Below are 11,644 nucleotides of genomic sequence, written 5' to 3' on the forward strand. Positions count from 1 at the left end.
GGTCGTTGGCAGACATGCCCGGGTGGAGAAGCTGAACCGGAGGTGGTCCCGGTGCTGGGTACCGAAGGTCGGCTGGGTGAGGTTCCGGGTGTCGCGGGTGGTTCCGGGTTTCAGGTCCTACCGGGTCACCTGTGACCGGGCGGGTCGCTGGCACGTCGCGTTCGCCGTCGCTCCCGCACCCGTCGCCCCGCCTGGCGCGGGAGGGATCGTCGGGGTTGATCGTGGGGTGGCGGTGTCCGCCGCGCTGTCCACGGGAGAGCTGCTGAGGTGCCCGGGGCTGCGGCCGAAGGAGACCGAACGGCTCCGCCGGCTGGCCCGGCGGCTGTCCAGGGCCAGGCGGGGCAGCGCCCGGCGCACCCGGCTGCGTCGCCGGATCGCCCGGGTGAAGGCCCGGGAGGCCGACCGGCGCAGGGACTGGGTCGAGAAGACCAGCACTGGTCTTGCTCGCCGGTACGACCTGATCCGGGTGGAGGATCTGAACATCGCGGGTATGACCCGGTCGGCGCGGGGCACGGTCGCCGAGCCGGGCCGCAACGTGGCGCAGAAAGCCGGGTTGAACCGGTCGGTTCTCGCGGCCGGCTGGGGCCTGCTCGTTCAACGCCTCGAACAGAAGGCGCCGGGCCGGGTGGAGAGGGTCCCGGCGGCCTATACGAGTCAGCGTTGCTCGGCCTGCGGGCACACGGCATCCGGGAACCGTGAGAGTCAAGCGGTGTTCCGGTGCGGAGCCTGCGGGCACACGGCCAACGCGGACATCAACGCAGCACGCAACATCGCCGCAGGACGTGCGGTGACCGCGCGGGGAGGCACGGCGCTGGCCGTGCCCGTGAACCGCGAACCTCAACACCGCGCACCTCCCCTGGCGGGTGTGTAGGAGTTGGAATCCCCCTCGCTCACGAGGGGGAGGACGTCAAGGCCTGGCGGGCGATCAGCCGGCAGAGCCGCATGCGAGGCGGGTCGGTCAGGGCGAGCAGCCGGCTGCGGGCGAGGGTGGCGCCGATCTCGGGGGCATCGACGGGGAAGTGCACGACCGGCGGCAGGCCCGGCTCGTTCTTGACGAGCAGGTGCGGGGCGCCGTAGCGGGTGGGGATCAGCAGGACGGGGGAACGGGCTGGACTGAGCACCGCATGGTGCACCTTGTCGAGGACGACCCGAACGGGCTCCGCCGTCGCCGTCGCGGCCGGTCCGGCCGCTGCGGTGACGAGGCGGGCGCTGGACGGACTGAGTGACAGCAGCGCGGAGGCCGGCCCTTCGTCGGCGAGCCGTTGCCGGAGCCGGTCGGCGGCTCGGGCGAGCACGGGGCGGGTCCTCGCCCACAGATCGGCGAAGAACACGCGTACGCAGAGGTCGAGGAAGGCGACAAGGTCGGTGCGGAGCGCGTCCGCGTCGCGCAGCAGGTCCTCCGCGAGGGCGAGGTGCGGCTCGGGCAGGGCGCCGGACGTCTGGCGCAGCACGGCTGCCTGCTTCGGGCTGTGGCGGACGCGAGTGAACTCGAATCCGTGATATCCGCTGGCACAGGTGTAGGCGGTGAGCCGGGCGAACTCGTCCAGACCGAGCCCCGTCACCGGGGCCCACAGCCCCGGCCCGCCGTTGTTCCCTGAGCTGGCCAGCGGCCCGCCGCCCATGCCGCCGCCCATGCCGCCGCCCATGCCGTCGTCGGATCCCGGCTGCCCCGGGCAGCCCGGGTAGAAGGCGCGCCAGCGCAGCGCCGTCCACAGCGGGGCGAACCGGCGCAGCCCGGTGTGGAAGGCGGAGGGGGCGCTGCGCAGCACCTGCTCGGCCCAGGGCGCGTGTTCGGGATGGTGCTCGATCCCGGTGAGCACGTGCAGGCTCGCGGCGAGTTCCGCCAGTGGGGGGACGGCGACGGTGAACCGGTCGGCGCCGCCTCCCGCGAGGACATCACTACGGACACGGGCGGCCGACCGGCCGTGCGTGGCGGGTCTCGCCGGCTCCGGCTGGCGGATTCGCCATCCCGATCATGTCGGTAAGGATCTCATCGGCTGGGCCGCGCCGCCGCGAACTCCTCGCGGGCGGCGGCGAGCAGCTCCGGCTCGGTGAGCAGGTCGGCGACGACCCGGGCCAGGCCGGCGGCTGCCACCTGGGTGCGGTCGTGGGCGAACGGTGTCGCGGAGGCCTCGCGCATCGCGTCCGAATGGCCGGGTGTCCCCGTCTCGGCGACCTGGATGTACGGGTGGATGACCGGCATGAGCTGCGACAGGTTGCCGATGTCGGACGAGCCGGCGGGGCTGTCCGGGTCGCCGGGAGCGATCTCCACACCGAGGGCGCGCACCGCCGTCGCGAAGCGCTCGGCGAGCACCGTGTTGTTGCGCCGCTCCTCGTACAGCGGGCCGGTCTCGGAGACGTCGACCTCGGTGCCGGTGGCGAGCGCGGCGCCCGCCGCCGCCTGCCGGACCCGTCCGACCAGTTCACGGGCCGAGACGGCGGTGCGGTCGCGGACGTACAGGTCGACCGCGGCGCGCGCCGGGACGACGTTGGGGGCCTGGCCGCCGTCCGAGACGATGCCGTGCACCCGGGCCGTCGGCGGGATGAACTGACGCAGCGCGTCCAGCGCGGCCAGGAACACCTGGACGCCCGCCAGCGCGCTGCGGCCCCGCCACGGGGAGACGGCGGCGTGCGCGCTGTGCCCGGTGAACGCGACGCGCAGATGCGCGGCGGCCAGGCCGGGCCGGCCGGTCAGCGAGTGGTCTCCGGGGTGGAACATGACCGCGGCGTCCACGCCGTCGAACACGCCGGCCGCGGCGAGCCGGACCTTGCCGGCGCCGCCCATCTCCTCCCCGGGCGTGCCGACAACCAGCACCGTGCCGGGGTGGTCGGGCAGCGCGCGGGCGACGGCGATCGCGGCGGCCGCCGCGCCGGCGCCGATCAGGTTGTGGCCGCAGCCGTGTCCGATGCCGGGCAGCGCGTCGTACTCGGCGAGGACGGCGACGCACGGCCCCGGCCGGCTCCCGGCATGGGTGGCGACGAACGCCGTGCTCAGCCCCCCCCGGCGGGCAGCACCAGCGAGAAGCCCGCCTCGGCCAGCCAGCTGCTGAGCAACGCCTGGGCGTGGAACTCGGCGAACTTCAGCTCCGGACGGGCGTGGATCGCCAGGCTCACCGCATCCAGCCGCGGGCGCAGCGCGGTGAGCTGGGCGGTGAGGGCTTCCAGAGAGGGGGCCGGGGACGTCGGTGTGACCGCGGGCATGGGGGCTCCCATCAGGAGGAGACACACAACCGGCGACAGAAGGTGAACGGTGCGCGCCTGCCTGCTCGCGCCGTGTCGCCGCCTCGCCGATACTGCGCCCATGCCCGAGCCACCGGCGGGGAGTTACCGCGCCGCGGGTAATCGCTGTAACCGCTGTAACCGCCGGGATCGCCGCGTCTTCAGGCCCGGGAGGAGGTCACGGGTAGACCAGGCTCGGGCCGGTGCTCAGCGCTGCCTTGGCCTCGGCGCGGCGCGGCTTTCCACGCGGTGACCTCGGGAACCGCCTGGCTGGGGCGCCGGCCACCCGGCGTGCCAGCTGACACCGGGGGACGTCGTGCTGCTCCCCGGTGGAGCCGAGCACGTCCTGGCGAGCGATCCGCGTGCGCTCGCCCGCCCCGGCGCCTACGCCTCCGCGGCGCCTACCTGACCCGGTGGCGGATGGACCTGGCCGCCCGCCGGCTGCGTGACACCGACGACACCCTGGAGACCATCGCCCGCTCGGTCGGCTACACCTCCGTGTACGCCTTCAACCGTGCCTTCCACCGCACCCGCGCCCAGCCTCCCGGCCGGTACCGGGCCGCCGTCCGTGCGCCCGCCTCCGCCTCCGCATCCGCATCCGCCGGAGTGTCCCGCCCGTGATCGGCTGGCCTGCCGGGGGTCGGGTGCTGCCCGGTGCCGGGCGCTGTCGGCGGTCAGGCGCTGTCGGGGCGGGCGAAGTCGACGCGCAGGCGAGTCAGGGTCAGTGAGCTGATCTGCCAGGTGCTGTCGGTTTTCGCGTAGGTCTCGTGGTAGTGCCCGTAGCCGGTCAGGTCGGTACCGTCGGGGAAACGGACCCGGTCCTCCATCGCCCAGATCCCGGTCGCCGTGTCCGGTGCGGTGGCGGTGATCTCAGGGGTGTGGCAGTGGTGGACGGTCACCGCCTCGGTGAGGGCCCGGCGCACGAAGTCCACGATCGCGTCACCACCGGTGAGGGCGTTGCCGCCGGAGCTCGTCGTGTCCATCACCGCCTTGTCGGTGAACAGCGCGCGGAAACCGTCCCAGTCCTTCGTGTCGAGCAGTCGGCAGTACCGGGCCTTGAGCTGCCTGATCGCCTCGATGTCGTCCATGGCCGCCTCTCCTGCGCCGACTTCTCCCACCGGTGACTCCGCCAGCCCGGACCTCGGCTCCGCCAGCCCGACCTCGGCTCCGCCAGCCTGGTCTCAGGCGCCATTCTGGCTGCCGGGGGCGGTCCGGCGCGCGCCTTTCCCGACCGGGCGATGATCCACGGAAGGACCCGTCTCGGCGGGACGGTGATCCACGCCGGGGACGCGACAACTCGGACTGCTGTCAGATCTGCTTCTGGTAGTACTCCTGCATCGCCGGGTAGTAGTCGCGCTCGAAGTCGATCGTGGACGGATCGCCGCCGGACTCCGCCGCGACCAGTCGGTCCAGGTAGTACTCCCAGCCGGGGCCGACGTTCTCCGCGGCGGCCGGGTCGATACCGGGCTGGGAGAAGGTCAGTGTGGTGATGCCGTCGTTCTCGGTGAGCTCGATGTCGAGCAGCCAGTGGTCGTCACCGACGTGCGCGGTCACCTTCAGGGCGTGCGGCGGAGTGCATTCCCGGATCTCCATCTCCTCGGGTGCCGCGCCCTCCTCGGCGGTCATCTGGAACATCACCCGGCCGGCGGCCGGATCTCCGGTGAACGTGCCGATCCAGCGCGCCAGCCGGTCCGGTTCGGTGACGGCGGCCCAGACGTCCTCCACGGGCGCGCGGAAGGTGCGGGTGAGGAGAAGAACGTGCCCCTCGCCGCGCTGCTCGAGCCGGCCGGTGGGCGCTGGAGTGGGGGTGGCTGTCACGCGGTCTCCTGGTCTGGTTCGTCGCGGTCGCGGTCGCGGTCGCGGTGGCGGGGCGTGGCCCGGCGGTCGCGGGCGGTGCGCCGGATCTCGGTGCCGAGGGCGTCAAGGGCGTTGCCGCTGAGCAGGGCGGACGCGGTGGGGGAGGCCAGCTGGCCGAGGAACGCGCGGACGTCGGCCAGCCCGTCCGGTCGGAGCGCGTAGTGGCGTTCCCGGCCGTGGTCGGTGACCTGGACAAGCCCCGCGCCGGCCAGCAGCCGCAGATGCTTGCTGATCGCCGGGCGGGACACGGGGTGCGCCGCGGCGAGGTCGACGACTCGCTGCGGCCCGGCGGCGAGCTGGAGGAGTAACCCCCGCCGCACCGGGTCCGCGAGCGCGGCGAAGACGTCCACGCCGAAAGGGTAACCCAGGAGTTACCAGTTTGGCCCTCACCGGTACTGCCGGCCTGGTCAGCGTGTCGGGCCGCCGGGCCGGGCCGGGTGCACGTGCGCGGGTTCCCGCGCCGGGACGCCGGGGACGTCGGGGGCGTCGGGGGCGGTGGGCTCGTCCAGGGGACGCAGCGGGTGTGTCCGATCGATGTGGATCATCGCGTCGAACTGGTCGGCGGCCCGGGCCCGGAAGTAGCCGTCCCGGGGATCGCCGTCGGCGCGGTGCAGGATGCCGACCGCCCGTTGCAGCCGGGCCGAGGCCAGTGCCTCGGTGGCCCAGGAGCGGCCGCGGGGTGCGATGAGGAAGTCCGTCTCGCCGACCTCGTGGAAGATCTCCTCCAGACTGCCGGGGAGGGCCGGGCTGAGTTCCGTGCTGGTGGCGGGGCTGCCCCAGTTCTCCGCGGTGGTCACCGCCCCGGCGTAGGTGGTGAGGCCCACGAGGCGGCAGCGCCCCGGGTACCGCGCCCGGACGATCTGCCCGAGGCTGACCCGGCCGAGCGCGGCCAGCTCCGTCGCCGCCGCGTCGCCCACATGGGAGCTGTGCGCCCAGACCACGATCTTCGTCGGGGCCGAGCGGTGGTGGGCCAGCCGGGCCATCAGGTCGTCGAGGGCATCGGCCATCCGCCGCTCACCCGCGTTCCACCAGGTCGTGCTGCCGCCGAAGATCGGGTGGCGCGGGTCCGCGTCCGCTGTGCCCTCGTCGGCCCACAGCCCGTAGAAACCGGCCTTGGCGGGCTCGTACCCGCCGAACCGGTCGTTGCGCTCCCGCAACCAGGCGACGAAGTCGGCCACGACCCGGTTGCGCATCATCCAGCCGGGAAAGTGCGCGAACGCCCGGAGCGCATCCTCCGCGCACACGTCCGCCCCACCCGCCGCGTCCGTTCCGGCCGCCGCGACGGCCGCGTCCGCCGTGACGCTCGACTCGCTCGGGCCGTCCGTACCCGCACCGAGACCGCGGACGAAACGGTTCACCCGCGAGGCGTCCGCCCAGTCCGCCGGCACCGCCACCGCGGTGAACCCGCGTTCCTCGATCAGCCGCCGGGTCATCGCCGCCCGGGCCGCGTGGAACTCGAAGGTGCCGTGGGCCGCCGCGCCGAGCAGCACCATGTCCGCGTCACCGACCAGGGCGAACAGCGCGTCATCCGGAGGGATCCCGCCGCCGGCGGCGACGGCTTCGGCGCGCACGATCGCCGGCTCGGTGCGGAAGACCCCGGAGCCGGCTGGCAACCGTGTCGCCGAGGCCGCGCGGAGCAGATCACGGACCCCCGTGTCCCTGCTCGCGACGCCGCCCCAGGACGACGGCCCCACCGCGGAACAGGGCGACGGGGTGGTCGCGCAGACCACTCCGTCGGCCAGCGCGTCGAGCAGCTGGCAGCTGGAGGCGGGCGCCGCCGGCACCGCTACGACGATCCGGCCCGTCCGCGCCCGGCGCAGGGAGAGCACGGCGGCGTGCAGCGCGACACCGGTCGACAGCCCGTCGTCGACGAGGATCACCGTCCGCCCCGCCGGCTCGGCGGGCGGGAGCCCGGACCGCAGCTCCTCCTCCTGCCGCCGCAGCTCGCGGCGCTCGATCTCGACAAGCCGCTCGATCAGCTCCGGCGCCAGCCGCAGCCCCCGGACGACGTCGTCGTTGAGAACGACCGTGCCGCCGCCGGCCACCGCGCCCAGTGCCAGGCCAGCTGCCCCACGCGGGGGCGTCGTCGGGAGCTGCCCGACCATCAGTTTTCTGACCACCAGCGTGTCGAGCGGCGCGCACAGCTCCCGCGCGACGTCGAACGCGACCGTCAGGCCGCCCGGCGCCACGCCCATCACCAGTACCGCCGGGTCGCACCGGTACTGCTCGAGGAGGCCGGCCAGGAACCGGCCCGCGTCGCGGCGGTCACGGAACACCTGACCGCCAGTCGTGTCGTGCCCGGGTGGCATCGTCGACATCGCTCTCCCCGTCCGTCTCTGCTGGTCGGCCGGCTGCTGGCTCGCTCCCTGCCTCCCTCCGCGCCTCCCTGTCCCTCCCTGTCCGTCACGGCACTACCTGGTGTGCCCGTCCCGCGCCGTTCTGCTCGCGCGCTCGGGGGTGGTCGCGGACCGAATGAGGGCGTCCGCGACCAGGGCGGCGATGGCGGCCATGCCGGCGGCGTTCGGGTGGTAGCCGATGCCCGTGGCGTCGGAGCCCTCCACCCAGCGGCTGCCCGGCGCGGCACAGATGTCGTGCCCGGCGCTGGCGGCGTAGACGTCCACCAGCGGTGTGCCGGTGTCGGCGGCGGCGTGCTGGAAGGCGGTGTCGAGGGCGAACCCGATCGCGGCGATCCGCTCGCTGTCCGGGCCGCTGATGTTGTTGCCGGTGCAGGTGACCGGCGGATCCGGGAACAGCCGTGGGTAGGTGACCAGGTACACCCGTGCGGCCGGGGCGGTGGTGGCGATCGTCGTGATCAGCTGGACGAGGCCTCTGCGCAGTGCTGCCGCCGCGGCGGCGGTCTCGGCCGGGCGGGGGAGGCCCGTCCACGGTCGGCCGGTCGCCGCCGCGTCGGAGCAGAGCAGCGCGGCCGCGGCGTACCCCAGGTCGTTGCCGCCGACCGTGATGGTGACCAGCCCGGTGTCGGCCGTCACCGCCTCGAGCTGCGGCGGGTGCCCGTTCTGCGGGGTGGCGAGCAGGTTCGCGACGGTGGCACCGCCGCAGGTGACATCGGTGAGGGCCAGCCCGAGTCGGGCCGCGAGCAGGCGCGGGTAGCTGCGCGCCGAGCGCAGGCAGCCGTCGCTGATGTCGGGACCGATGCCCGATCCGGCGGCGAAGGAGCTGCCCATCGCCACATACCGCCCGCCCGGGACCAGGCCGGCACGTCGGTCCTCGCTCACGCCGGGCGGTTGGTCCGGTTCCACTCCTTCATACGCCGCGGGTAGCCGACCACGGCCGCGTCGTACACCGGGATCTTGAGGTCACGGGCGAGACGGCGGGCCACGGCCGGGCTGCCGACCCGGCGTCTGATCCAGGCGCCGTCGCCGTCGACCGCGACCACCGTCGCGTCGGTGGCGGTCGTCTCGGGTTCGGCGAAGAACTCGACGCCCCGGTGCTCCCCGACGAAGCGGCGCAGGTCGCCGAGGTCGTCGGGTGTCGCCTCACGGTCCAGCACGGTGCGCCGCTCGGCGTGGCGCCGCAGCAGCCAACGGTCCCTGATGCTCATGGCTGGGCTCCTTCTCCGCGAACAGCTCGGCTTCCGCGAACAGCTTGGCGTCTCCGGAAGCGGCGCGGCGGACGTCGCGGCGCGGCGCCGCCGGCCGTCAACATCACAGAACGCCAGCCCTAACGGATCCTTAGGGCTCCGCCAGAAGATCCTTGGGATGTCCGGTGTACGCCTCAGGACACGTACGCGACGCGGCTCAGGACACGTACGCGAACAGCAGCGCGCTGACGAGGAGCACCGCGGCGGAGGTCAGGTAGCGCGCGGCGAACAGCCAGCAGCGGACAGTGCCGCCCGGCGCCTCGCCGAGCGGGCTGACCGTACGCAGCTCGACGTACGGGCTGGGCGCCCGCAGGTACCAGCCCGTCACCTCGACCTCGGTGCCGACGAAGGACTCGGCGCGGGTCAGCCCGAACAGGAGCCGGCTGCCCGGCACCGGGTTGAGGTAGAGGAGCGGCACCGTCCCGCTCTCGTCGGCGAGGACGAGGTCGGGCGAGGCCGCGAAGCCACCCCGGCCCACGATCGTCCCGCGCAGGCGGACCGGGATCGCGCTGAGCGGGCCGGCATCGAGCCGGTCGAGCAGCCCGACGACGCCTTCGATCGGCTCCGGGGCACCGAGCGGCGCCCGCAGACAGGCCCGGATCACCAGCAGCACCCCGGCGGCTGCCAGCAGGCCCGCGACGAGCATCGGGTTCACCCGGTCAGGCCCCATCCGGCCGACGAACAGCGCCGCACCCAGGCAGATCCAGCCGCCGACATGGATCGGCAGCTCCACCAGGAACTGCCCGCGGGCCCGGATCCGTTCGCCGGTGCTCACCCGCGCCGCGTCCCGGGCGCCCCGCCACACCCGCGGCGCGCCTGGCAGGCCACTCGCCTCCAGTGCGGCGATGCGGGTCGGGACGAGCGGATGGGTGGAGAAGATCTCCTGCCAGCGCGCCCACGGGCTGGCGATCTCCCAGCGCAGTGCCCGGACCAGTCGCTCCGGCGGCAGCTCCGGACCGACCAGCTCGACGGAGGGTGCGGACCCGTCGCTGGCGATACCGAGGGCTCCGACGGCCCGAACCCTGCTTTCCCGGCGGGCCAGGCGGCGGGCGGCGCGCTTCTCATCGCTCTCCCGCAGCGCGTGGACGCGGGCGGCGAGGTCCTGATCGCGTTCCTTCATCCCATACACGATCTTGACGAGGGCGGAGCACAGGGCGTCGCCGTCGCCGGTGGCCGCGCAGGACGCGTGGTCGGCACCGAGCTCGCGGGCGCGGGAGAAGGACAGCAGCGCCACACCGGAGACCAGGTACGCGGCGAGCCCGATCAGGCGGACCGGGTCGTTGTCCCCGGACTGGTCGCTGCCGCTCCCGCAGCGCGTACCGGCCCCGGCGTAGTACATCAACGCCGGGATCACGGAAAGCACCGTCATGACGGCGACGTCGCGGTGCCGGATATGGCCGATCTCGTGCGCCACCACGGCCTCGACCTCGCGCTCGTCCAGCCGGTCGAGCAGGCCACGGGAGATCCACACCCGGGCATCCCGCCGGGACCGGCCGAACGTGAAGGCGTTGGGGTCACCGTCCTCGATGATCCCGAGCCGGACCAGTGGAATGCCGGCCAGCCGGCACTGCCGCGCGACAATGCCGGCAACCGGCTCGTCGCTGAGGTACCGGTCGCCGTCGCTGGTCTGCTCCCGGGCCGGAACGAGCCACTCGATCACGCGCGGGCCCACCAGGAACTGCACGAGGGTCAGGCCGAACAGGATCGTCACCGGCACCAGGACGGGCACCGGCGTGACGGCCGCCAGCAGCCAGCAGGCCAGGACCAGGACACCGCCCAGCACGGACAGCGCGGCCATCGAACGCCGCCAGACATGACCGGTCATGGGCCCCACCCCCGGAAAACAACCCAGACGCTCCATCTGGCCACGTAAAGCTACCGAAAACCCGCTCAAGGTGGAGCAAGTTCGTCCGGATGCGCTTGGTGGCTCGGGGGGGAGGAGGAGCGCCGCTGATCTCAGGACCTCTCCCGGCACGTCTCGCTGCTCGGCGGTGGCCGGGGCGTCAGCCGGCGGTCGTCTCCGCGTAACGGCGCGCCGCGGCCAGCGCGGTCCGCACGGTGTCGGGGCCGGTCGGGTGAGGTTCGCCGGTGATGCCGTCGCCACCGGCGTAAAGACCCGCGTAGGCGGCGGTGTCCCGCTGGTACCGCCATCCCTCGGACAGCGGCCCGGCGTCCACGGCGTCGTAGCCGATGGCGTCGAGGAACGCGGTCACCGTCGCCTTCGCGTCCGCGTCGTCGCCCGCGATGGCCAGCGCCGAGCGGTCGGGGGCACCACTCGGCCGGGCGAGGGTCAGCAGGTGCCTGAAATAGATGTTGTTGAACACCTTGACCACTTTGGATGTCGGCAGATGTGCCGCGAGCAGCTCACTCGTGGTGGTCGACTCGTTCTCGAGCGCGTCGATGGTGCCGTCGCGCTCCGGATAGTAGTTGTTCGTGTCGATGACCACCTTGCCGGCGAGCGGCTCGACCGGAACGGCGAGGTACGCCCGCAGCGGCACCGTCACGACCACCAGGTCGCCGGCGGCGGCGGCTTCGGTCGACGTCGCCGCCCGGGCGCGCGGCCCGAGCTCGGACACCAGATCCTGCAGGGTCTCCGGCCCCCGGGAGTTGCTCAGTACCACGTCATAACCGGCGTTCACGGCAAGCCTTGCCAGAGTTCCGCCGATGTTTCCACTGCCTATCAGTCCCAGCGTCGTCATGCTCCGTGCAACTTCCCCCGTCGCGCTCGCCATTCCCCGACCAGCCGCCGCCGCGGTCGTGGGCCGGTTTCGGGCGGGTGAGGCCCGGGCCCCACCCGATACCCGGGGAATCCACGTTCATAGCGGTTGATTTCCGTTATCCAGTACCGGTCGTCCGCCCTGAGCGGAACGTCGTTGACGTCGCCGCCGCTGCTTCTTTCGGCCGTAACTAGGCAGGGTCCGGATCGACCTCCACAGGAGCGGGGTCACTTCGGTCTGGGGCGGGGGC

General features: G+C 73.5%; 12 protein-coding genes and 2 pseudogenes. 3 read left to right on the forward strand and 11 right to left on the reverse strand.

The features are described from left to right. A partial coding sequence (locus tag AB1460_RS32680) for an RNA-guided endonuclease InsQ/TnpB family protein (RefSeq protein WP_368966034.1) occupies window positions 1-871 on the forward strand: 871 nt, incomplete at its 5' end. A gap of 19 nt (window positions 872-890) precedes the next feature. Here the strand turns inward: AB1460_RS32680 and AB1460_RS32685 are convergent. From AB1460_RS32685 to AB1460_RS32695, 3 genes are read right to left on the reverse strand one after another with little or no spacing between them, the layout of a single operon-like run. Beyond that, window positions 891-1,961 (reverse strand): DUF5937 family protein, encoded by a 1,071-nt coding sequence (locus tag AB1460_RS32685; RefSeq protein WP_368966050.1) that lies wholly within the window; start codon window positions 1,959-1,961, stop codon window positions 891-893. A gap of 29 nt (window positions 1,962-1,990) precedes the next feature. Continuing rightward, window positions 1,991-3,043, reverse strand: coding sequence for an amidohydrolase (locus AB1460_RS32690; RefSeq protein WP_368966052.1), 1,053 nt, complete (start codon window positions 3,041-3,043; stop codon window positions 1,991-1,993). Further along, a complete protein-coding gene (locus tag AB1460_RS32695; protein WP_368966056.1) occupies window positions 2,992-3,201 on the reverse strand; it encodes a hypothetical protein in 210 nt (69 codons plus the stop codon). Before AB1460_RS32695 ends, AB1460_RS32690 begins: the two co-directional genes overlap by 52 nt. Window positions 3,202-3,514: 313 nt before the next feature. On the opposite strand from AB1460_RS32695, the pseudogene AB1460_RS32700 reads away from it, so the two are divergent. Together AB1460_RS32700 and AB1460_RS32705 are read left to right on the forward strand one after the other, a co-directional pair. After that, window positions 3,515-3,628: pseudogene (locus tag AB1460_RS32700) on the forward strand (AraC family transcriptional regulator); the annotation flags it as partial. Then, window positions 3,616-3,840, forward strand: a pseudogene (locus tag AB1460_RS32705) (helix-turn-helix domain-containing protein); the annotation flags it as partial. The pseudogenes AB1460_RS32700 and AB1460_RS32705, both read left to right, overlap by 13 nt. A 53-nt stretch (window positions 3,841-3,893) precedes the next feature. On the opposite strand, the gene AB1460_RS32710 reads toward AB1460_RS32705, so the two are convergent. The 8 genes from AB1460_RS32710 to AB1460_RS32745 form a co-directional block, all read right to left on the reverse strand. Further along, on the reverse strand, window positions 3,894-4,307 hold the full coding sequence (locus AB1460_RS32710) for a nuclear transport factor 2 family protein (protein ID WP_368966036.1): 414 nt from the start codon (window positions 4,305-4,307) through the stop codon (window positions 3,894-3,896). A 220-nt stretch (window positions 4,308-4,527) separates the two neighbouring features. Further along, window positions 4,528-5,037 carry an SRPBCC family protein gene (locus AB1460_RS32715; RefSeq protein WP_368966037.1) on the reverse strand — a complete coding sequence of 170 codons (510 nt, stop codon included), beginning with the start codon at window positions 5,035-5,037 and terminating at the stop codon, window positions 4,528-4,530. Further along, on the reverse strand, window positions 5,034-5,426 hold the full coding sequence (locus AB1460_RS32720; RefSeq protein ID WP_368966039.1) for an ArsR/SmtB family transcription factor: 393 nt from the start codon (window positions 5,424-5,426) through the stop codon (window positions 5,034-5,036). Before AB1460_RS32720 ends, AB1460_RS32715 begins: the two co-directional genes overlap by 4 nt. A 57-nt stretch (window positions 5,427-5,483) precedes the next feature. Then, entirely contained in the window at window positions 5,484-7,394 is a 1,911-nt protein-coding gene (locus AB1460_RS32725; RefSeq protein WP_368966041.1) for an erythromycin esterase family protein, read from the reverse strand. Between the two features lie 93 nt (window positions 7,395-7,487). After that, window positions 7,488-8,312, reverse strand: a complete 825-nt coding sequence (locus tag AB1460_RS32730; protein WP_368966043.1) for an SGNH/GDSL hydrolase family protein — start codon at window positions 8,310-8,312, stop codon at window positions 7,488-7,490. Next, a complete protein-coding gene (locus AB1460_RS32735; RefSeq protein WP_368966045.1) occupies window positions 8,309-8,638 on the reverse strand; it encodes a hypothetical protein in 330 nt (109 codons plus the stop codon). The genes AB1460_RS32730 and AB1460_RS32735 overlap by 4 nt, the downstream gene beginning before the upstream one ends. 196 nt (window positions 8,639-8,834) lie before the next feature. Next, window positions 8,835-10,502: a zinc metalloprotease HtpX gene (locus AB1460_RS32740; RefSeq protein ID WP_368966047.1), complete on the reverse strand. Its 1,668-nt coding sequence runs from the start codon at window positions 10,500-10,502 to the stop codon at window positions 8,835-8,837. Between the two features lie 178 nt (window positions 10,503-10,680). Further along, window positions 10,681-11,376 (reverse strand): NADPH-dependent F420 reductase, encoded by a 696-nt coding sequence (locus AB1460_RS32745; protein ID WP_368966049.1) that lies wholly within the window; start codon window positions 11,374-11,376, stop codon window positions 10,681-10,683. Window positions 11,377-11,644 lie beyond the last annotated feature (268 nt).

Origin of the sequence: Parafrankia sp. FMc2 (assembly GCF_041008525.1) — a bacterium.
In the GTDB taxonomy this organism is placed as follows: domain Bacteria; phylum Actinomycetota; class Actinomycetes; order Frankiales; family Frankiaceae; genus Parafrankia.